The following is a 21,388-nucleotide window of genomic DNA, read 5'->3' as shown; positions in this document are numbered from 1 at the left end:
AGTCGTCACGCAGTCGGTCGGTCCCGTGGCCCGAAATCGGCCCGTCGACGACTCGACTAGCCGGCGAAGCCGGACAGCGACCACTCCTCGTCGCCGTCCTCGTCCGCGATACTCGGCGCGCTCACGAGCACGAACGCACTCTCGCGGTCGCCGTTGCGGATCTGGCGCGTCGATTCGGGCGGAATCCACAGCGCGTCGCCGGTCTCCATCGCGACCGGTTCGTCGTCAACGACGACCGTCGCCGTCCCCTCGATGAGAACGTAGACCTCCTCGTGGTCGTTGTCCGTGTGGTCGTGGGGCTTGCTGTTCCAGCCGGGATCGCAGCGGGCGACCGTTACCCCCACCTGCTCGGTCTCGAGGGGATCGCTGAGAACGTGCATCGCGCTCGAGACCTGCTCGACCTCCTCGTAGTTGACCTTTCGGTATGTCATATTGCCACATTCGCGAGGACAACAGTAAAACCATACTATCGACTGCAATCAGGTAGCGGGTCGACGAGCAGGTCGACGAATCGCTCACGCGGCCGGTAGCAGACGATCGAGACGCCCTCCGCGGGACGGTAGCGTCCCGGCCTCTTCGATGGGAGTCCACGTCGCACGTGGTGGCATCCATCGCAGGTCGGCCGCGGCACGCGTGCACTCGCGTCGGGAACACGCTCCCGCTCCCGTTGGGTCGACTCGCCTCCCGTTCTCTCGAGTGCGGTAATAACTCGGCTCGCTATAGCACGACATGTTATTAACAGAGAGGCCATCCAGCGCCCAGAATTAATAATATCCACTAACGAGATAATAACTCTTATACTCCGCTGGGACGACTCACCTGTATGAAGCTGACACGACGTGCGCTGGTGAAAGGGGGGACCGGCGCAGTTGCGACTGGAGCACTCGCCGGCTGCCTCGACGACGTCGGCAACGTGAATGCGGCGTTCGATAGCGGCTACGCCGCCTTCTTCACCCTGTGGGATTGGGCCGACCGAGTGAGCGGCGACGCGGTCGACTTCCGGAATCCGATCGGAACGGGCCAGGCCGGACACGGCTGGTCACCCAGCGGCGACCTCACGCGAGACATCGCGGACTCCGGTGTGTTCGTCTACTTCGATACGCCCGAGTTCTCGTGGGCGCAGGATATCGCGGCGACGCTCGAGGCCGACTACGACACGGTCACCGTGATCGACGGGCTCGACGGGCTGGACGACCGACTCCTCGGCTGGGATCACGAGGTCGATGTCGGCGCTCATCCCGACGGCCACGGCGACCATGACGACGGACATCACCATGAGCACGACGATCACGATGGGCATCACCACGGAGCCGATGCTCACGATGGACACGACCACGACCGGTCGTCGATCGATCCCCACGCCTGGCTCGATCCGGTCCTCGCACAGGACATCGTCACCACCATCGCCGATGGACTCGCAGAGGCGGACCCGGACGCCGCCGAGACCTACGAGACCAACGCCGACGAGTACACGTCGGGCCTCGAGTCCCTCGACCGAACGCTTCGCGAACTGTTCGAGACGGCGGATCGACGGACCGCCGTCTTCGCCGGCCACGACTCCTTTACCTACCTTCAGGAGCGATACGGGTTCGAGCTTCACACGCCCGTCGGGGTCTCGCCCCAGGAGAACCCGTCCGCCGAGGAAATCTCCGAGACGATCGATCTGGTCGATTCGGACGGGATCGAGACGATCCTTTACGATCCCTTCGAGGCACCCAACAGCCAGTATCCGCCGCTCGTCGATACCATCCTCGAGGGGAGCAACGCCACCGACGCGATGCCGCTGACCCATCTCTCGGGTACCCTCGCGAAGTGGCACGAGCAGGGCTGGGGCTACCGGACCCAGATGGAAGAAATAAACCTCCCCGCGTTCAGAGAGGCACTAGGAGCACAGTGACCGTCGTCAACCTCGAGAACGTGACGTTTGCCTACGCCGAGCAGCCGGCCGTCAAAGACGTCTCGCTGACGGTCGAGGAGGGTGACTTTTTGGGGCTGGTCGGACCCAACGGGTCGGGGAAGACGACCCTCCTGCATCTCATGCTCGGCCTGCACAGTCCCGACAGCGGCTCGATCGAACTCTTCGGCGAACCGGTCGCCGCGTTCGACGACGGCGAGCGGATCGGCTATGTCTCCCAACAGGCGACCAGCCGCGGCGGCTCGATGCCGGTCACCGTCCGCGAGGCCGTCACCATGGGCCGGTTCGCGCACGCGGGCCACGGGCGACTGACCGACGCGGACCGCGCGACCGTCGACGACGCGCTCGAGACGGTCGGCATCGCCGACCTGGCCGACCGACAGGTCAACCAACTCTCCGGCGGCCAACGCCAGCGGGCCTACATCGCACGCGCGCTGGCCTCCGAAGCGGACCTGCTGGCGTTGGACGAGCCGACCGTCGGCGTCGACGCCGAATCCCGCGACGCGTTCTACCAGTTGCTCGAGTCGCTCAACGCGTCGGGGATGACGATCATTCTGATCGAACACGACATCGGCGTCGTCACGGATCGCGCAAATCGGATCGCCTGCATCAACACGGAGCTTTACCACCACGGTGACACCGAATCGTTCGTCGAAAGCGACGCCCTGACCGAGGCCTACGGTGCGACGGGCCAGGTCCTTCATCACCACCACTAATGGGACGGACCGGACCTCTCCGCCGCCGACTCGAGCAGATCGGGCTCGGACTGACCGCGATCCTCGCGGTCGCGATGATCGGCCTGCTGACCGTCGATGCACTGCGATCGTACCCCCTCGTTGGCGGCCTCTACGATCAGGCTCGGATCGCGGGTCGATTGCTCGACTCCCTCCTCGGGACGAACGTCTTCTCCCATCCGTTCATGTGGCGATCGATCGCGACCGGAATCCTGATCGGAGTCGTCGCGCCCCTGGTCGGCACCTATCTCGTCCACCGCGAGATGGCCCTGATCGGCGAGACGCTGGCGCATACGGCCTTCGCCGGGGTCGCCGTCGGTCTCCTCGTGAGCGCGACGACCGGCTGGGAAGGATCGCTCATGCTCGTCGCGCTCGTCGTGGGAATCCTCGGTGCCCTGGGCGTCCAGTGGCTGGCCGAGCGGACCAACACCTACGGCGATGTCCCGATCGCGATCATGCTGACCGGGAGCTTCGCCGTCGGGACGCTCATCATCAGCTACGGCCGCGGGATGAGCGGGTTCAACGTCGAGGGCTACCTCTTCGGGAACATCTCGGTCGTCACTCCGTCGGGGGCACGGCTGATGGCCGTCATCAGCGTCCTCGTCGTCGGCGTCATCGTCGCGACGTACAAACAGTTGCTTTTCATCACGTTCGACGAGCAGGCCGCCCGCGTCGCGCGGCTCAACGTCACCTGGTACAACACGCTGCTGATCGTGATGACGGCGATCGTCGTCGTCGGCGCGATGCAGATCCTCGGCGTCATCCTCGTCGCCGCGATGCTCGTCGTCCCCGTCGCCGCGGCCACGCAGGTCGCCCACAGCTTCCGAGAGACGCTCTCGCTGTCGATTCTCTTCGGGCAGGTGTCGGTTATCGGCGGCTTCGTGGTCTCGATCTCCCAGGGGCTGCCCACCGGCGGCTCGATCGTCGTCGTCGCCATCGCCTGTTACCTGCTCGCGATCCTCGCCTCGAGTCGGTCGACGGCACCGATATCGACGCACTGAGTCCCGGCACGGCCGGGTTTCGGTTCGTAACCGTCGATCCAGGCGATACATCGAACGCCACCGTCCGGTTGCCGTTCGTGCTCACACCCGACGACAGCGACGGCTCGACCCCGAGCCATGCTTTCCGGCACCCGATCCCGGCCGAAACCGTCGGCGGTCACGTGAACCCCGATTCGGTTTCCCCGACGGCGGGAACATGGTACATCCTTAACAGCCTACTCGATCAACTATAGCCCGATGGGACGGTTATCCACACTCTTCGATCCCGAGACCGTCGCCGTGGTCGGTGCGACCGACCGCGAGGGCGCAGTCGGACGGGCGATCCTCGAAAACCTCCAGGCGGGGTTCGACGGCGAGGTCGTCCCGATCAACCCCTCGCGCGACGAGGTGCTCGGGCTCGAGTGTTACGAGGATGTGCAGCACGCGCCGCCGATCGATCTGGCGGTGGTCGTCGTACCGCCCGATATCGTACTCGACTCGATCCGCGAACTCGCCGCGGCGGGCACCGACGACATCGTCGTCATCACCGCCGGCTTTGCCGAGACGGGCGGGGACGGTGCCGAGCGCGAACGGCAACTGCGCGAGATCGCCACCGAAAACGACCTCAACGTCGTCGGCCCGAACAGCCTCGGGATCATGTCGACGCCGACGGGCATGAACGCCACGTTCGGCCCCGAGGACGCCCGTTCGGGTTCGATCTCCTTTATGAGCCAATCCGGCGCGTTCATCACCGCCGTACTGGACTGGGCCAACGAACAGGGGATCGGCTTTCAGGACGTGGTCTCGCTCGGCAACAAGACGGTCCTCGACGAGACGGACTTCGTCCGGGAGTGGGGCGACGATCCCGAGACCGATGTCATCATCGGCTACCTCGAGGACATCGACGACGGACAGGGGTTCATCGAGGCCGCTCGCGAGGTGACGGCGGAGACGCCGATCGTCCTCGTCAAGTCCGGCCGTACGGACGCCGGTGCCCAGGCCGCGTCCTCACATACCGGCGCGATCGCCGGCAGCGAACGGGCGTACGAGGCGGGACTTGAGCAGGCCGGCGTGCTTCGCGCCCGCTCGGTGCAGGAATTGTTCGACTACGCGCGGGCGTTGGCCGGTCTACCGGAACCCGAGTCGGACGGCGTCGCCGTCGTGACCAACGCCGGCGGTCCCGGCGTGCTCACGACCGACGCCGTCGGCGATTCGACCCTCGAGATGGCCAGTTTCGCAGACGAGACGATCGACCGACTCGCTGCGGCGATGCCCGACGAGGCCAACGTCTACAACCCGATCGACGCGATCGGCGACGCCGACATCGAGCGCTTCGGCGAGGCCCTCGAGATCGCACTCGAAGACCCGAACGTCGGCAGCGCGGTCGTCGTCGCCGCCCCGACCGCGGTACTGCCCTACGACGACCTCGCCGAGACGGTGATCGAGAACGTCGAGGCGCACGATACGCCGGTCGTCACCTGCCTGATGGGCGGGAAACGCGCTCGCGACGCGGAGACGACGCTCCGGGAGTCCGGCATTCCGAACTACTTCGATCCCTCGCGGGCCGTCTCGGGGCTCGACGCGCTCGCCCGGTACCGGGACAGCAGCGAGCGGACGGTCGCCGACCCTCGGACGTTCGACGTCGACCGCGAGCGCGCTCGCGAGGTGCTCGAGCGCGCGCGACGACGGAACGACAACCGACTCGGGGTCGAATCGATGGACCTGCTCGAGGCCTACGGCATCCCGACCCCACAGGGGGAGATCGTCGACGATCCCGACCGCGCGCGCGAGGTCGCCGAGAGCATCGACGGCGATGTCGTCATGAAGATCGTCAGTCCCGACATCACCCACAAGTCGGACATCGGTGGCGTCAAAGTCGGCGTGGCCGCGGCCGACGTCTACGACGCCTACGAGGATATCGTCGCTCGAGCGCGCAACTACCAGCCCGATGCGACGATTACCGGCGTCCAGGTACAGGAACTGCTCGACCTCGAGGCGTCGACCGAGACCATCGTCGGGATGAACCGCGACCCGCAGTTCGGCCCGCTCTTGCTGTTCGGCCTCGGCGGCATCTTCGTCGAAATACTCGAGGACACCTCGGTTCGCGTGGCCCCGGTCGACGAGGGAACGGCTCGCGAGATGGTCGACGAGATCCAGGCCGCCCCGCTGTTGCGCGGTGCTCGCGGCCGCGAACCCGCGGATGTCGACGGCGTCGTCGAAACGATCCAGCGACTCTCACAGCTGGTGACTGACTTCCCGTCGATCCTCGAACTCGATATCAACCCGCTCGTGGCGGGCCCCGATGGCGTACAGGCGATCGACCTGCGACTCACCGTCGATCCGGACGAACTCGACACGGAGGAACCATGACCGACACCGACTCAGAACCCGACTCCACGGACGCCGAACCCAGTACCGACACCGCCGACAGCGATCCCGTCGCCGCCAGCGGTGACTCCGAGACGCTGCTCGTTAGCTCGCTCGAGGAGAGCACCGGCAAGACGGCCATTACGCTGGCGCTCGCCCGCCTCGCGGCCGCCGACGGCGAGCGCGTCGGCTACATGAAACCGAAAGGCACCCGACTGCAGAGCAACGTCGGGAAGACCCTGGACGAGGACCCGCTGCTCGCTCGGGAACTGCTCGACCTCGACGCCGAAATGCACGACCTCGAGCCGGTGGTCTACTCGCCGACGTTCGTCGAGCAGGCGATCCGCGGCCGCGAGGACCCGGCCGAACTCCGCGACCGGGTCCGCGAGGCGTTCGAGACGCTCGCGGCGGATCACGACCGGCTGTTCGTCGAGGGCGGCGGCCGGTACGACATTGGCGGGATCGTCGACCTCGCCGACGCCGACATCGCGAATCTGTTGGACGCGCGCGTCCTGCTGGTCGCGCCCTACGAGATGCCATCGGACATCGACGACATCGTCGCCGCCGCCGAGACGTTCGGCGACCGCCTCGCCGGTGTCGTCTTCAACGACGTTCCCGACGCGGTCTACGACAGCCTCGAGACGGACATCGTCCCGTTCCTCGAGGGCCGGGACATCCCGGTCTACGGCGTGCTCCCGAGCGAGCGGGAGCTGTCCGGCGTGACGGTCGCCGAACTCGCCGACGAACTCGGTGCCTCGACGCTCGTCGACGATGGACAGGACAACTACGTCGAACGGTTTACCGTCGGCGCGATGGGGCCCGACAGCGCCCTCCGGCACTTCCGGCGGACGAAAGACGCCGCCGTCATCACCGGCGGCGACCGTGCCGAGATCCACACTGCCGCGCTCGAGGCCCCCGGCATTCGCTGTCTCATCCTCACCGGCGGCCACCGGCCGTCGGGAGCGATCCTCGGGCAGGCCAGCGAGAAAGACGTGCCGATCCTGTCGGTCCAGACGGACACGCTCACGACCGTCGAGCGCGCCGAGGATATCGTTCGCAGCGGGCGCACACGGGACGCCGAGACCGTCGACCGGATGGAACGGCTGCTGTCCGATCACGCGGCCGTCGACTCGATTCTCGAGTAGGGCTCGCGTCCCGAGCCGGGACGCGACCCGGTCCGGGCCGCCCCTCGGGCGAGTCGGCCGCGTCGTCTTCGCGCCGCTGACTGTCGTGTCTGACCAAAAGTTAAGAGTCCGCCACGCATGAGGCCAGTTATGGACGACATTCCCCAAGAAATCACGTCTCTCGTCGGCCGCGAGGTGTACTCCAACAACGGCGTCTTCGTCGGCGAAGTCGAGGACCTTCGACTGAACGTCGACGGCGAAGCCGTCACCGGCCTGGCGCTGGCGAAGTTGAACGGCGAACTGTTCGCGGAGGAAGCCCGCAGCGGACAGGGTATCATCGTGCCCTACCGCTGGGTCCGCGCCGTCGGCGACGTCATTCTCATCAACGACGTGGTCGAGCGCGTCCGCGATCCCGACGAGGAAGAGGACGAACTGCTGGCCTGATTGCGGCCCCGAATTCGCGATTTAGCTCCCGTTCGAGCTTTCGCTGCTGCTTCCCTCGACGCCCATCGCGTCGAACAACGTCCGCTTGACCGCTTCTTCGGTCAGTTCGAGCAACGTGTCCCGCGTATCCTCCGAAATCTCGATCCCGGTGAAAATACCCAGCGGGATCTCCGCGCTGGCCTGGGTCGAGTGGCCGGCCGTCTCGCCGATCTCGCCGTAGGCGTCGGCCAGCACTTTCCCGATATTGATGCGAATGTCCTTCGACCTGCCGGCGAGGAAGATCGTCTCGTCGGCGATTCCGAACACCGCGGTCGTGGTGACGCCCTCGAGGTTCAGGAGGTGGCTTGCGGCCTGGGTCAGCGCCTCACGGTCGCGGACGAAGCCGGCGTTGGAGACGAGATGGCTCCCCTGGACGTCCCGATTCGTAATCGCCTCCGCGAGCACGTCGAGGGTTTCGGGGGACATCGACGGCGATTCGACCTGCTCGAGGGTATCGTGGTTGGCGAAGGGGTAGAGATAGGCGGCGGCGGTCAGGTCGGCGGGAGTCGTGTCGCGTTTGAAATCCAGGGTCTCCGCGCGGATGCCGTAGAGCAAGGCGGTCGCGACCTCCTCGGAGACGTTCATGTCGAATTCCTGAATGTACTTCGTCATGATCGTCGACGTCGAGGACATGTTCGGCCGGATGTCGACGAACTCGGGTTCGACCCCCTCCTCGGTCTCCGTTTCGTGATGATCGATCACGATGTCGACCGGGAGTTCCATCTCGCCCGAGGTCGCGTGATCGACCAGGGCAACGGTATCGTAGACGGAGTGGTCCTCGACCTCGTCCCACTGGACGAGATCGATGCCGAGCAGGTTGACGAACGCCCGGTTCTCCTGGTGGCCGACATCGCCGAGATAGATGATGTCGGATTCGACGCCGAGGTGTGTCGCGATCGCCTGCAGTGCCGCCGCGCTGGCGATCGAGTCCGGATCGGGGCTGTCCTGGGTGATGATCGCCAGCCGCGTCGCCGTCTCCTCGACCAGATCGGCGAGTTTGCCGGCGTTGTACTCGAGTTCGCCCGACTCGAGGGCTCGCAGTGCGGATTCGGCGATGACGGAGGAAGGGTTGATGACGATGTCGGCACCGAGCTCCGAGAGTTCGTCGCCGGAGACGGGATCGCTCGCGCGGGCGACGATGAACTGGTCGGCACCGCTCTCGCGGATGTGTCCGACGGCGCGTTTGTTCGATTCGACGTTCGAGGCGAGAATGAGGACGACATCGCGGTCGGCCACCAGATCGGCGATCTCGGCGTCGCGAATGTCGGCCGTCTTGGCGTCCAGATCCTGATCCCGAAGCGATTCGACGCGGCTGTCGTCGCGGTCGATGATGGAGACGTCTTTACCCTGTTCGACGAGTTCCTCTGCAACCGCATATCCCACGCTTCCACAGCCTAAGATAGCGTAGTCAGAAATTGACGAAATCGTAACCCCCGTGCTCATTGCCCGAGTGGTCGGACCGGTCGCACTTAACGCTCCCGAAGGCTCCGATGCGATGAGAGCGGCGGCCCCACGACTCGAGGGCGATGCCCGTCCCGCGTGGATTACTGTCACGGCGGCTGCCAAGGGAAACGTATTTGAACGACCGAGGGAAAGTCGGAGGTACAGGGCCGGTAGCTCAGTCCGGCAGAGCGTCTGACTCTTAATCAGACGGTCGCGTGTTCAAATCGCGCCCGGCCCGCTTTTTCGACGACCGGTTTCGTACAGAGCGAAGCGGCGACGGCGATTTGAACCGGACCAGAAAGGCACAGCAAAGCGAGCATTTCTGGGCGGAGCTCACAATCGCGCCCGGCCTCGCCGTCGGTCTCACTCCGTCGTGTTCGTCTCCGCGGGCGGGTCCACATCCGTTTCGTCGGCCATCGCGTGAAGGTGCTCGAGCAGGAGGCCGACCCCCTCCGGCTTGATCCAGGTCGTGACCGCCCCCTCGTCTTCGGCCTCCGTAATGACCCGCTCGGCGTCGCGGACGGGAACCGAGAACTCGACCGGCTGGTCGAAGCGGTCCTCATTTCCGTCGATTAGGGATTTGACCTCGGCGAGTTCGCGACGGACGTACTCGTAGGGGGCCATCGACTCGGTCTCGTCGCCGATGACAAACCGGCGGGTGCGTCCGTCATCGAGTCGGAGTCTGACGACGCCCGCGTCGATGCGGTCGGCCTCGAGATACTCCGCCAGCACATCCTCGAAGAAATCGGTCGTCATCCGATCGCCTCGCAGTTTCGAGTCCGAGTGATCAGGCGACATAGGTCCAACTATCGGGTGAGTTATAGAAGGCTGTACCGACGACTCCTATGCGCTGGGAACCGCAGCTGCGTGTGGCTGATCTGAGACCGACTTTTGAGGTCTGAGAGGGTGAATTTTCCACCCGGAGTAGGTGTTCGCGGAACGGAAAAACCCCGCGACGAACATCTTCCCGTGATCTCTCACGAACTCGAAACGTTGTGGTCCGGTTATAGGTGCGTGCTCCAGAGGGTCGATTGAAGAGGTGCCCACAATGTCACGACCCGAGTCACCGGCCGAGTCGATTGCGGAGCAGGAGGAGCGAATCAAGCGCCACTTGAGCGCGTCGCGGGAGATCGCGGAGCGTCTGGAGTTCGACGACGAACTCAGCTTCGAGATGGGGTTGCCCAGTCCGGGCCGTCGGACGTTCATCAAGACCAGTGGCGTCGTGGCGGCGTCGGCAGCACTGGCGGGCTGTGCCGGCGACGATGATGACGACGGGCCGGAGTCGACGGACGACGAGGAGTCGCCCGACGAGGAAACGCCGGAGGCCGAACGGAGCGAAACAGTGCAGTTGACCGCCAAGCAGTACGAGTTCCAGCCACAGGAGATCCGGGTCCCGCCGAACACGGAACTCACGATCGAGTTCACACAGTCGACCTTCGAGAAGAACGAGGAGTTCACGATGCATACGTTCTACCTCGAGGACCCGTACGACATCGGCCCCATCGAACTCCCCGAGAACACGGACGACGGCCCCATCGATTCGGTCACGTTCGTCACCGACGAGGAGGGGACGTTCGATTTCGAGTGTAGCGCCTACTGCGGGGACGGTCACGCACAGATGAACGGCCAACTGTACGTCGTCCCGGAGGGCGAGTCCGTCGACGAGGTGGACTTCACCGACATGGGGACGCTGAAGGAGCGCCACGAGATCCTCAAAGAGGAACGCGAACTGGTTCAAGAGCCCCAACACGACCTCGACCTGCGGGACATCATGGTCGTCACCGAGCGCAACAACGCCTCGGTCGCGATGATCGATACGGTCAACGATCGGCTCATGGAGCGCGTCGAGAACGTGGGGAAGGCGATCCACGTCCACGACTTTCATCCGGAACTGCCCGAGCAGACTCGGGAGGGCGCGTACGTGTACACGCAATCCCGGCAGGGTGAGATGTACAAAATCGACCTGTTCGACTTCGAACGGGTCGCCGTCGCCGACGCCGGGACGGACGCCCGGGACATCGCCGTTTCCCGGGACGGCAACTACGTGATCGGCGGGTTCTACAACCCGAACCATCTGGTCATCTGCGACGCCGAGACGATGGAGCCGATCAAGCGGATTCCGACCCACACCGTCAATCCGGACGGCGAGAGCCTGGGGAGTCGCGTCTGCTCGCTGTACGATGTCCCCGAGGAGGGGCTGTTCCTCGCGGGACTGAAAGAGGGGGGAGAGGTGTGGCTCATCGATTATACCCAAGAGGACTTCCCGGTCGTGGCGACCATCGAGTGCGGCCGGACCCTCCACGACGGCTTCTTCACGGCGGACGGCCGCTACTTCATGATCGCCTCGCAGACGGACAACCAGATGGACATCATCGACACGCAGGAGCGCAGCCACGTCGCCGCGATCCCGATGAACGGGGTCCCCCATCCCGGTCCGGGCGCGCTGTACCCCGACGAGGATCTCGCCTTCACCACCCACGCCGGTTCGTCGAGCGTTGGCGTCTGGAACACGGAGACCTGGGAGGCGGAGACAATGATCGATGTCAGGGGCTCCGGGCTGTTCATCCGGAAACACGAGCACAGCGACTACGTCTGGGCCGACGTCATCCTCACCGATACCGAGGACGACGCCTACGTCTACACCATCGATCCCGATACTCTCGAGGTCGATCAAGAGATCGACTGTAGCCAGTGGGGAGCCGCGGCGGCGATCCATCCGGAGTTCAGCCGCGACGGCGAGAAGGTCTATATCAGCGTCTGGAAGGGCGAGAACGAATCGATCCTCGTGTTCGATCCGAACACGGGCGAGTTGCTCACCCAGATCGAAGACCTGCTCGCACCGACCGGCAAGTTCCTCGGCGTCCGCGCGGAGGGGCACTGATCGCGGTCGATCGCTCCCACAGGCCCATGCCCGAGAGACATTCCGACGCGATGACGACGACACCGGCGCGACGAGGACCGGGACCGCTCGCACTCGTCAAGCACCTCCGCGGTACGGGGCTGACGGTGATCGACGCGGCCGCCCACGAACCGCTCGGTCGGATCGGCGACGGTCGCCAGCCCCACGCACTCGCCGTCCGTCCCGGCGGCCGCTGGGCGTACGTCCCGTACATGGCGTCGAACGCGCTCGAGATCGTCGACCTCTGGACGCTGTCCGTCGCGGGTCGCGTCGATGAGGTCGGGACCGCGCCCGTGGGAGCGGTGCTGAGCCGAACGGGGCGGTACCTGTTCATCAGTACCTACGGCGATCTCCCGGGCAACGACCGCCCGGGACTGGCCGTCTTTCGGACGGCCGGCGAGCGGGTCGAGCTGATCGCGCGACGCCCCGTCGGGAAGGCCGCCGGCCTCGCCGTTGACGCCGGCAACGACGTGTGGGTCGCGCTGCGAGACGACGATGAGTTGCTCCGGATCGATGGAACGCCCCCGTTCGACGTCCTGGATCGGTTCGCGGTCGGTGCCGGTCCGCAGGACTTGGCCTCCGAATCGAGCCGAGGACTGCTTGGCGTGAACAACGCCGACGGGGACAGCGTGACCGTCGTCGATACGCGCGCGGCGACGGTCCTCGGGACGGTCCCCGCCCCGAACCCGAGGGGCGGGACCGCCGTGCCGGGCAGCGACCGCTGGGTCGTCGGCGACACGGCGGGTGATGGCCTCACGGTCATCGATCTCGAGGCGGTCCGACGCGGGGACGGCGAGGGGGCGGTCGCCGACCGTGTCTCGCTGGGAACGCCGACGGCCTTTCCCGACGTTACCCCGGACGGTGCCGTCCTCGCCGTCGACGCGTACGACGACGACCGGGTCACGTTCCTCGACCCCTCGAGTCTGGATGTCCTCGAACGGGTCGAGACCGGAGCGACGCCGCGTCATCCACGGTTCAGCGCGGACGGCGGGGTCTGTTACGTCCCCAGCGTCGACGCCGACGCGGTCACCGTCATCGACGTCGACGACGTTCGAGCCGACGAACCCGATCCGATCGTAACGAGCATCGACGTACCCGAGGGAGCCGCCCCTGCGGGCTGTTTTCGTACCGATAGAGGGAGAGACACATGACATCAGAGACTGAGACCGACACCGTTGCGAGCGACCGCTCGTCCGGCGCGCCGACGATCGTGAAAAACGCCGCGAGCAGCCACTTCAGCGCGGTCGATCTCGCCGCGGGCGAGGTCGTCGCGGAGTTCGGGGAGGGCCGATACCCGCACACGGCAGTGTTCCACCCCGACGAACCGGTCGCGTACCTGTTGTACATCGCCAGCGCCCACCTCGAAGTGGTCGATCTCGAGGCGCTCGAGACCGTCCAGCGCATCGACCGGCTCGGGACGATGCCCGTCGGGAGCGCGCTCGGCCCGGGCGGCGACGTGCTGTTCGTCGGGACCGCAGTCGACCTGCCCGCGTCGTCGGAGCCGGGCGTCCTCGCGTTCGTGATCGGCGAGGATGGCCGACTCGAGCCCGCGGGAACGCGCCCGCTCTCGCGGAGTTCCGGCATGCGAATCGGCCCGGACGAGCGGCTTTACGTGGGCCAGAAGACCGAAAACGAGATCGCCGTCCTCGGTGCCGATCCCGGCCTCGACCTCGCGGCCGAGATTCCGGTCGGGCCGGAGCCACACGACCTGTACGTCCTCGCGGAGGGGCTGGTGGTCGCCAACCACGCCGGCGGGGCGTCGGCTGCGTTCGTCGACCCCGCCGCCGAGCGGGTTCGCTGTACCGCCGAGACAGGGGCGAACCCCCACGGGTTCGCCGTCGCCGACGGCCCCGACTACCGGTATGGTTTGTTTCCGGCCCGCGAGGACGACCGCGTCGCCGTCGTCGACCTCGAGGCGGTCGCGGCCGGCGACGACTCGCCGACCGACCGGCTGCTCGATGTCGGGACGACGACCGGTTTCGCCGCGACGACGCCGGACGGCCGCTACGCGATCGTCGACTCCTACGAGGAGCCGTTCGTGACGATCCTGGACCTGGCCGACCTCGCGGTCGCCGGCCGCGTCGAGGTCGGCGGGGAACCGCTCCATGTCGTCTTCGGCCCCGACGGGGAGGAGTGTTACGTCGGGAACATGACGCGGACTGACATCGCGGTACTGGACGCGCGACCGCTCGCCGACGGTCGCCCGGCGGACGTTGCCGTCGACCGCCGAATCGACGGACTCGGCGAGAAACCGAGCGGTATCTTCCGCCCGGAGGTGGACCAATGATCGATCTCACGCGACTCATCAGAGGCCTCGACAACCGACCGGAACAGATCCGATACGAGAACCGCCGCGCGAGCGACGCGCTCGTCCCGCTGGTCGTCTGGAACACGACTCCCGCCTGCAACCTGCGGTGCAAACACTGCTACTTCGGGGCCTGCGATGAGCGCGACAGCGAGGAGCTGTCGACGGCCGAGGCCAAGGCGTTCATCGACTCGCTGGCCGCGGTGAACGTCCCGGTGCTCGTGTTCAGCGGGGGCGAGCCGTTCTTCCGCGACGACATCGCCGAACTCACTCGGCACGCATCTGCGCGGGGAATCCGGCCGATCGCCTCGAGCAACGGTACGTTCCTCACCGAGGAGCGCGCGCAAGCGGTCGCCGACGCGGGGATGCAGTACGTCGGCGTCTCGCTGGACGGCGTCGGGGCGACCAACGACGAGTTCCGCGGCGTCGATGGGGCCTTCGAACGGGCCCGCAACGGGCTCCGCAACGCCCGCGACGCCGGGATGGGGACCGGCATTCGGTGTACGATGACCGAGGGGACCGTCGACGACGTCCCCGATGTGATCGACCTCGCCGTCGAGGAGGGGATCGATCGGGTGAACGTCTTCCACCTGATCTACTCCGGTCGCGGCGGGGACATCACCGACGCCGACCTCTCCGTCGAGCGGACGCGGGCGGTCGTCGACTCCCTCTACGAGCGCACCAAAACGCTCGCCGAAACCCATCCCGACATGCAGCTCCTGACCGCCGGCAACTACGCGGACGCGGTCTACCTCTACCACCGCATTCGGGAGGACATGCCGGCCCACGCGGATCGGGCGCGAAAACTCCTGTTCGACGACGGCCCCGGTCGCGTCGTCAAGAACGGCGACGCCGGTCCCAAGGTCGTCAATGTCGACCACCGCGGCGATGTCCACCCGAGCATGTTCCTCTCGCAGTACACGCTCGGGAACGTCCGCGATCGCCGCCTCGACGAGATCCTCGCTGACAGCGACCTCTGGGACGAACTGGCCGAACCGACCGATCACCTGAAGGGGAAATGCGGTCGCTGTCCCTGGAAGGAGGTCTGTGGCGGGAACTCCCGGGCCCGCGCCGCGGCGGTCCACGACGACCTCTGGGCTGAAGACCCCCGGTGTTACCTCACCGAGGCCGAGTACAGCACCGACGAACTGCCGACCGACCACGCGCCACCGGTCGACGCGACCGCAGCACTCGAGTAGGCCGATGCACGTACCCGACGCAGCGCCACCGGATGCGAGACCCGAGCCCGGGCCGTCGCCGGTCGCGGCGGTGCCGAAGAGCGTCCGCCGACTCGCGTGTTATCGGCTCGACCACGAGACCCGATCGACCGAGGAACTGGGCGCGGTCGCTCCGGACGACCCCGTCGCCGCCGCCCGGCGGATCGCGGCCCACGACCGTGTTACCGAGGCGGTCGTGCTCTCGACGTGCAACCGCGTCGAGGCGTATCTCAGCACGCGCACGCCGGCGGACCGGGACGCGGGGCTCGATGCCGCACGCGAGGTGCTGGGCGATCCCGACGGCGCGTGGACCGAGACCGGACTCGCAGTCGTCGACCACCTGTTTCGCGTCGCCTGCGGCCTCGAGAGCGCCGTCATCGGCGAGGCACACGTCCTCGGACAGGTCCGTCGAGCGTTCGAGACGGCGCTCGACGCGGACCTCGCCGGCGGGGTGGTGACCCGGGCCGCGGACGCTGCCGTCTCGGTGGGACGGCGCTGTCGCGACGAAACCGGCATCGCCGAGGGAACGGTCGGCTACGGGAGCGCGACCTGCGAGGCCATCGCCGACGAGGGCGATGTCCCCGATCGCCTCGTCGTCGTCGGTGCCGGCGAAATGGCGACCGAGGTGGCGAACGCCGCCGGCCACCGCTGGGACTGCCGCGTCGACGCCGTCAACCGCTCGGCCGCCCCGGAGCTGCCGACTGACGACGGTCGGGACTGGCCGCTCGAGGCCCTCGAACGGGCGCTCGCCGACGCCGACGCGATCGTGACGGCGACGGGCGCGCCGAACCCGGTGGTGACCACCGAGGCGATGCGGCGAGTCGGGCCGGAGACGCCGGTCGTGGACCTGGCGAGCCCGCCCGATGTCGCCGAGGCCGTTCGGCGATCGGCCGTACCGGTCGTGGCCCTCGACGTGATCCAGCGTCGGATCGAGGCGGCCGTGGCGGATCGGCGGGCGGCGGTCCCGGCTGTCGAGGATGCAGTCACCGACGCGGTCGCGGCCTTCGTCGACCGGGAACGCGAGAACCGCGCCGAGGACACGCTCCGCGAACTCCACCGGGCGGCGGCCGCGATCCGCGAGAGCGAACTCGAACAGGCCCGTACCCGACTCGAAAACGGGGCCGATCCCGAGATCGTCCTGGCGGACTTCGCCAGCGCGCTGACCGGCTCGCTCCTCGGCACGCCGACCGAACGCCTCCGGACGGCCGCGCGCGACGGCGACGATGCAGTCATCGACGCCACCCACCGGCTGTTCGACCTGGACGGCGATCGCGAACGGTCGGAGTGACTGCGTCCGTTGGTATCCGGCCACGCGGCGGTCTCCGATCGCGTGTCGTCCGCCCCGGCAGCCGTCGGTTTCGCCGTCCGTTGCCCGTGTCTCCGTCCTCGAGCGGCGGGAGAGGGTGGGTACGGCCGGCGATCGGCGTGTTTCGGCCCCCATTTGAAAACCCGCCATTAGCCGGATTTCGGCGGTAGCGTCCTCAGAGCGTGGGAACAGCCGGGGACCGGTTAAAGATGAGAGGGACAAGGTCACCGTGTATGCTACTGAAACGCTCCGCCACACGAGGTGGTCGGCGATGAGTCTCTCGCGACGCGATTTCCTGGCGGCCGCCGGGACGGGGACAGTCGGTGCCCTGCTCGGGTCCGCGTGGGGAGCGACGCAATCCGTCGACACCATCACGCAGGTCGACAATCCCCTCAAGTCCTATCCGAACCGGGACTGGGAAGAGGTTTACCACGACATCTACTCGTACGACAGGGTCGACTGGACGGTCTGTCACCCCAACTGTACGCAGTCGTGTGCGCTGAACTTCTACATGAAAAACGGCGTGCCGATCAGGGCCGAGCAGATCTACCACGAAGAGGAGGGGAGCCCCGGCCCGGGGAGCCCCGGCGGCTACGAGGAAGCGGGCGTCAGCCGCCACTGGAACCCGCGCGGTTGCATGAAGGGGCTGACGCTTCACCGCCGGACGTTCGAGCCCAGTCGGATCAAGTATCCCATGGTTCGCAAGGGGTGGAGCCCCGACGACCCCAACCCCGAGGGCCGCGGCGAGGACGAGTTCGAGCGCGTCTCCTGGGACGAGGCGATCGATCTGATCGCCGAGAAGATGGCGAGTCTGGAAGACGAGAAACGGTTCCACATCTTCAACGCGATCAAGGCCGACGGGCTGATCACCCGCCACGGGGCCGGCCGGCGGCTCGCGTCGGTCTTCGGCGGTTGCGAGTGGACGGAATACGACTGGTACGCCGACCTGCCGCCGGGCCACGTCGTCACGACGGGCTATCAGACCAGCGATGCCGACGCATCGGCGTGGCGAGCCGCCGATTACACCATCATTCAGGGGAAGAACCTGATCCACAACAAGCTCGCGGACAACCACTTCCTCCAGGAGACCCGCGAGCGCGGCGGCAAGATGGTCGGCGTCTACCCCGACTACTCGCCGACCGTCCAGAAGTGCGACCGCTGGCTCCCCGTCCGCCCGGGCAGCGACCCCGCGTTCGCCCTGGGCGTGGCTCACGTCATCATCGACGAGGACCTGTACGACGAGGAGTTCATGCGGAAGTTCACGACCCTACCGCTGTTGATCCGGCAGGACGACGGGAAGTACCTCCGCGCCCACGAGGTCTTCGCGGATCACGAGCCGCCCGCCGAAGACAGCGAGCAGCGCCACGAGGAGAACGACTGGGGCGACTTCGTCGCCCTCGACGAGAACGGCAACCCCGTCCCCGTCACTCGCGAAGAAGTCGGCGACGAGACGCCCGTGACACCCCGGCTCGAGGTCGACACCGAACTCGAGCTGGCAAACGGCGAGTCGGTCGGCGTCCACACCGATTTCGTCCGGCAGCGGTCGAACATCATGGCGAACTACGATCCGGAGACGGTCGAAGACATCACGACGATTCCGGCCGACGCGCTTCGGAAAACCGCCCGGGAGTTCGCCGACGCAGAGAAGGCCCAGTGGTTCACCGGCGAGGGGATCAACCACTGGTTCCACTCGAACGACTCGCTCCAGCGGACGATCTTCTTCGTCCAGTCGATGCTGGGCAACATCGGCGAGCGGGGGGCCGGCTACTACAACTACTCCGGCCAGTACAAGATCGAACTGCTGGACGGCTACCCCTCCTACGTCAACCCCGACGGCAACGCGGCCCACGGGATGTATCCCGGCTACGCGTTCGCGTTCTTCGGCGGCGAGCAGCTGGACGCCCACGAGATTCGCGGCGACTTCGACCGCGAACTCGACCTCGTGCCACAGGGCGACGCCGAGGAGCCGGTGATGCCGACGAACGCCGAGTCGTACACGATGTCGAAGCCGACGATCCTGTGGACGATGAACTGCAATCTCCTGAATCAGACCAAACATCAGGAGCACGTCATCGAGAACTTCGTCAAACACCCCGACACGAGCAACGAACTCTCGATCGTCTCGGACATGCACATGACCTACTCCGCGCGCCACGCGGACATCGTGCTCCCGGTCCCCTCCTGGCTCGAGTGTGAGTACCCCGACATCACGGTCGGGCCGGAGAACCCGTTCATCCACATGGACCACGGGGTCATGGATTCGCTCTACGATACGAAGCAGGACGGCGAGGCCATCGCGCTCGTCGCCGAAAAGTTAGACGAGAAGATTCCGCCCGAGGAGCGCAACGTCGACTCCTACCGAGCGTACTTCGACAAGTTCCTCGACGACGACAAGGACGTCCGCGACTACATCCAGGAGACGCTGGACGCGGGGATGACGACCCGCGACATCGACGTCGAGGACATCGAGGACGGCCCCGAGCGGCTCCAGCTGAAGACGTACCCGCGGATCCCCTTCTACTCCCAGATCAACGAGGACCGGCCGTTCTACACCAAGACCGGCCGCATGGAGTTCCACAAGGAGGAGGATCGGTTCCTCGAGCTCGGTCGAGACGATCTGGACCACATCGAGAGCCCCGAGGGGACGCCCTACGGTGTGAACAAGAAGTGGGACGAGGCGAAAGACGAGGAGAACCCGCTGTATCACGACGAGGAGTACCAGTTCTACTACAACACGCCTCACCCCAAGTATCGGACCCACTCATCGTGGGGGATGACCGACTGGAACCTGATCTGGTCGTCGCGGGATTTCGGTTCGACCAACGCCGATCCCGAGGGGACCGAGCGGCTGGTCGACGATTTCTCGTTCCCGCAGGGCGAGGGCGAGACGGAGGAGATGCCGCCGCTCGGCGAGGCGTTCGTCGAGATGCATCCCGAAGACGCCGCGAACATCGACGTCGAAAACGGCGATTACGTCCGGATCACCGGCAAGCGTGGGGACCTCGTCGTCCGTGTGATGGTCAGTGAACGCCAGCGGCCGCGCTCGGCCGGCGACATGGGTCAACTGACCCTCTGGCACGGCTGGTGGCCCCAGCAGTTCCCCGACGACGAGGAGCAAGGGGACGGCGTCAAGGGGTACAACGTGACGACGAACATCTGGCTCGATCCGGCCCAGGAGACCGACGACCTCGTCCACAAGTCCGTCTTCGGCGATCCGAACATCTCCGAGCACGTCGAGGACGACATCGTCTGGCAGGGGGCCGAACTCGAGCACGGCTACGAAGAGACCGTCTGGGCACCGACCGGCACGAACCGGGACGACCTCGTGGAAGTCGAGAAGTACGAGGAGGCCGACTGGTGGCCGGGCGACGCGCGGAAGGACGAGTTGGTGCAGGACTACATCGGCGGTTCGTTGCAGGGAGGTGACAGCTGATGCCGGAAACGTACAACCCACAACTCGGACGCGAGCACAGCTACCCCTACGAGCACCAGGAAGAGGAACGCGACTGGCACTGGGGGATGATCATCAACATCAACCGGTGTATCAACTGTAACACCTGTTCGTTCGCCTGCAAGTCCACCTGGACGAGCGGCGAGGGCGAGGAGTACATGTGGTGGATGAACGTCGAGACCGAGCCCTACGGCGGCTATCCGATGGGGTGGGATATGCGGCTGCTCGACGACCTGGGACAAGACGAGACGATCTTCGAGGCCGCCGAGGAGGGCGAACGGGTCAAAGGCTACGTCGCTCAGAAGGAAGAGTGGGAGTATCCCGCGCTGGGCGACGATCAGGTCCACGGCGAGTATCCCACCGGGGACGTCGTCGAGAGCGACCTCGAGAACGACGAGTACCACGACATGTGGCAGTTCTACCTGCCGCGGCTCTGCAACCACTGCAAGAACCCCGCCTGTCTGGCCGCGTGCCCGCGGAAGGCGATTTACAAGCGCGAGGAGGACGGGATCGTCCTGCTCGATCAGGAGCGGTGTCGGGGCTACCGCAAGTGCGTGAAGTCGTGCCCGTACCACAAGCCGATGTACAACCCCGAAACGGGCGTCTCGGAGAAGCCGGTCGGCTGCTTCCCGCGCATCGAGGAGGGCAACGTTCCGCGGTGTGTATCCTCCTGTATCGGGAAAACGCGTCTGCACGGCAACATCAATCGCGGCCCCGACGCCGGCCATCCCGGCGGAAACGCGTCCGCGGCGGCCGGCCGGAGCCCGGTCAACTACCTCGCGAAGAGCGACGAGAAGATCGCGCTCCCGCTGTACCCGCAGTTCGGCACCCGGCCGCAGGTGTTCTACATGCCCCCCTACCACGTGCCACCGGAGTTCCTCACCCAGATGTTCACGCCGAACACCGACGAGAAGCGCAACGACTGGCCCGGCGACACGTTCGAGGAATCGATCAAGATCGTCCAGGACCGCGTCCGGAACCCGAGCCACCACACGCTCGGTATCCTCCAACTGTTCGGCGCGACCACCCGCCTCATCGAGACCTACACCGTCAAAGAACACCGCGTGAAGGGGTGGGACCGCAAGGGGAACAAGGTCGTCGACATGCCCTTCGAGGAAGAGATGGAGGTCCGCGAGGGCGAGATGTGGACCAATCAGCCCTAAC

The 21,388-nt window shown here is 66.2% G+C and carries 16 protein-coding genes and 1 tRNA gene; 14 read left to right on the top strand and 3 right to left on the bottom strand.

What is annotated here, in order from left to right; all coding sequences use genetic code 11:
- Nucleotides 1–56 precede the first annotated feature (56 nt).
- Complete coding sequence (locus FGF80_RS11705; protein ID WP_006186601.1) at nt 57–431, bottom strand: cupin domain-containing protein; 375 nt, start codon at nt 429–431, stop codon at nt 57–59.
- 392 nt (nt 432–823) lie between these two features.
- On the opposite strand from FGF80_RS11705, the gene FGF80_RS11700 reads away from it, so the two are divergent.
- The 6 genes from FGF80_RS11700 (at nt 824) to FGF80_RS11675 (ending at nt 7,564) form a co-directional block, all read left to right on the top strand.
- Nucleotides 824–1,897, top strand: a complete 1,074-nt coding sequence (locus tag FGF80_RS11700; protein ID WP_138654165.1) for a metal ABC transporter substrate-binding protein — start codon at nt 824–826, stop codon at nt 1,895–1,897.
- Nucleotides 1,894–2,631: a metal ABC transporter ATP-binding protein gene (locus tag FGF80_RS11695; protein ID WP_006186603.1), complete on the top strand. Its 738-nt coding sequence runs from the start codon at nt 1,894–1,896 to the stop codon at nt 2,629–2,631. Before FGF80_RS11700 ends, FGF80_RS11695 begins: the two co-directional genes overlap by 4 nt.
- Nucleotides 2,631–3,650 (top strand): metal ABC transporter permease, encoded by a 1,020-nt coding sequence (locus FGF80_RS11690; protein ID WP_138654163.1) that lies wholly within the window; start codon nt 2,631–2,633, stop codon nt 3,648–3,650. Before FGF80_RS11695 ends, FGF80_RS11690 begins: the two co-directional genes overlap by 1 nt.
- 237 nt (nt 3,651–3,887) lie before the next feature.
- Nucleotides 3,888–5,999 (top strand): acetate--CoA ligase family protein, encoded by a 2,112-nt coding sequence (locus FGF80_RS11685; protein WP_006186605.1) that lies wholly within the window; start codon nt 3,888–3,890, stop codon nt 5,997–5,999.
- Complete coding sequence (locus tag FGF80_RS11680) at nt 5,996–7,141, top strand: phosphotransacetylase family protein (RefSeq protein WP_138654161.1); 1,146 nt, start codon at nt 5,996–5,998, stop codon at nt 7,139–7,141. The genes FGF80_RS11685 and FGF80_RS11680 overlap by 4 nt, the downstream gene beginning before the upstream one ends.
- Nucleotides 7,142–7,270: 129 nt before the next feature.
- Complete coding sequence (locus FGF80_RS11675; RefSeq protein WP_006186607.1) at nt 7,271–7,564, top strand: PRC-barrel domain-containing protein; 294 nt, start codon at nt 7,271–7,273, stop codon at nt 7,562–7,564.
- Nucleotides 7,565–7,585: 21 nt separating this feature from the next.
- On the opposite strand, the gene FGF80_RS11670 is transcribed toward FGF80_RS11675, so the two are convergent.
- Nucleotides 7,586–9,046, bottom strand: a complete 1,461-nt coding sequence (locus FGF80_RS11670) for a DHH family phosphoesterase (RefSeq protein WP_006186608.1) — start codon at nt 9,044–9,046, stop codon at nt 7,586–7,588.
- A gap of 164 nt (nt 9,047–9,210) precedes the next feature.
- Here FGF80_RS11670 and FGF80_RS11665 point away from each other — a divergent pair.
- Nucleotides 9,211–9,284: transfer RNA gene (locus tag FGF80_RS11665), tRNA-Lys, on the top strand.
- A 125-nt stretch (nt 9,285–9,409) separates the two neighbouring features.
- Here the strand turns inward: FGF80_RS11665 and FGF80_RS11660 are convergent.
- Nucleotides 9,410–9,844 (bottom strand): hypothetical protein, encoded by a 435-nt coding sequence (locus FGF80_RS11660; protein ID WP_006186612.1) that lies wholly within the window; start codon nt 9,842–9,844, stop codon nt 9,410–9,412.
- Between the two features lie 250 nt (nt 9,845–10,094).
- On the opposite strand from FGF80_RS11660, the gene FGF80_RS11655 reads away from it, so the two are divergent.
- The 7 genes from FGF80_RS11655 to FGF80_RS11625 all read left to right on the top strand — a co-directional run bounded on the left by FGF80_RS11655 (nt 10,095) and on the right by FGF80_RS11625 (nt 21,387).
- Nucleotides 10,095–11,927 (top strand): cytochrome D1 domain-containing protein, encoded by a 1,833-nt coding sequence (locus tag FGF80_RS11655; protein ID WP_138654159.1) that lies wholly within the window; start codon nt 10,095–10,097, stop codon nt 11,925–11,927.
- Between the two features lie 26 nt (nt 11,928–11,953).
- Nucleotides 11,954–13,096, top strand: a complete 1,143-nt coding sequence (locus FGF80_RS11650) for a beta-propeller fold lactonase family protein (protein ID WP_138654157.1) — start codon at nt 11,954–11,956, stop codon at nt 13,094–13,096.
- Nucleotides 13,093–14,232: a YncE family protein gene (locus tag FGF80_RS11645; protein ID WP_138654155.1), complete on the top strand. Its 1,140-nt coding sequence runs from the start codon at nt 13,093–13,095 to the stop codon at nt 14,230–14,232. The genes FGF80_RS11650 and FGF80_RS11645 overlap by 4 nt, the downstream gene beginning before the upstream one ends.
- Nucleotides 14,229–15,449, top strand: a complete 1,221-nt coding sequence (locus tag FGF80_RS11640; protein WP_138654153.1) for a radical SAM/SPASM domain-containing protein — start codon at nt 14,229–14,231, stop codon at nt 15,447–15,449. Before FGF80_RS11645 ends, FGF80_RS11640 begins: the two co-directional genes overlap by 4 nt.
- Before the next feature lie 4 nt (nt 15,450–15,453).
- The gene (gene hemA / locus FGF80_RS11635; RefSeq protein WP_138654150.1) at nt 15,454–16,755 is read left to right on the top strand and encodes a glutamyl-tRNA reductase; all 1,302 of its coding nucleotides are present in this window, start codon (nt 15,454–15,456) and stop codon (nt 16,753–16,755) included.
- A gap of 289 nt (nt 16,756–17,044) precedes the next feature.
- Complete coding sequence (locus FGF80_RS11630) at nt 17,045–20,206, top strand: molybdopterin-containing oxidoreductase family protein (protein ID WP_138654148.1); 3,162 nt, start codon at nt 17,045–17,047, stop codon at nt 20,204–20,206.
- Nucleotides 20,206–21,387 carry a 4Fe-4S dicluster domain-containing protein gene (locus FGF80_RS11625; protein WP_138654146.1) on the top strand — a complete coding sequence of 394 codons (1,182 nt, stop codon included), beginning with the start codon at nt 20,206–20,208 and terminating at the stop codon, nt 21,385–21,387. Before FGF80_RS11630 ends, FGF80_RS11625 begins: the two co-directional genes overlap by 1 nt.
- Nucleotide 21,388: the final 1 nt, after the last annotated feature.

The sequence above is a fragment of the Natrinema pallidum genome, assembly GCF_005890195.1.
In the GTDB taxonomy this organism is placed as follows: Archaea; Halobacteriota; Halobacteria; order Halobacteriales; family Natrialbaceae; genus Natrinema; species Natrinema pallidum.
The sequence above is the reverse complement of the archived record's forward strand: the minus strand, read 5'-3'. Positions and strand labels throughout refer to the sequence as shown.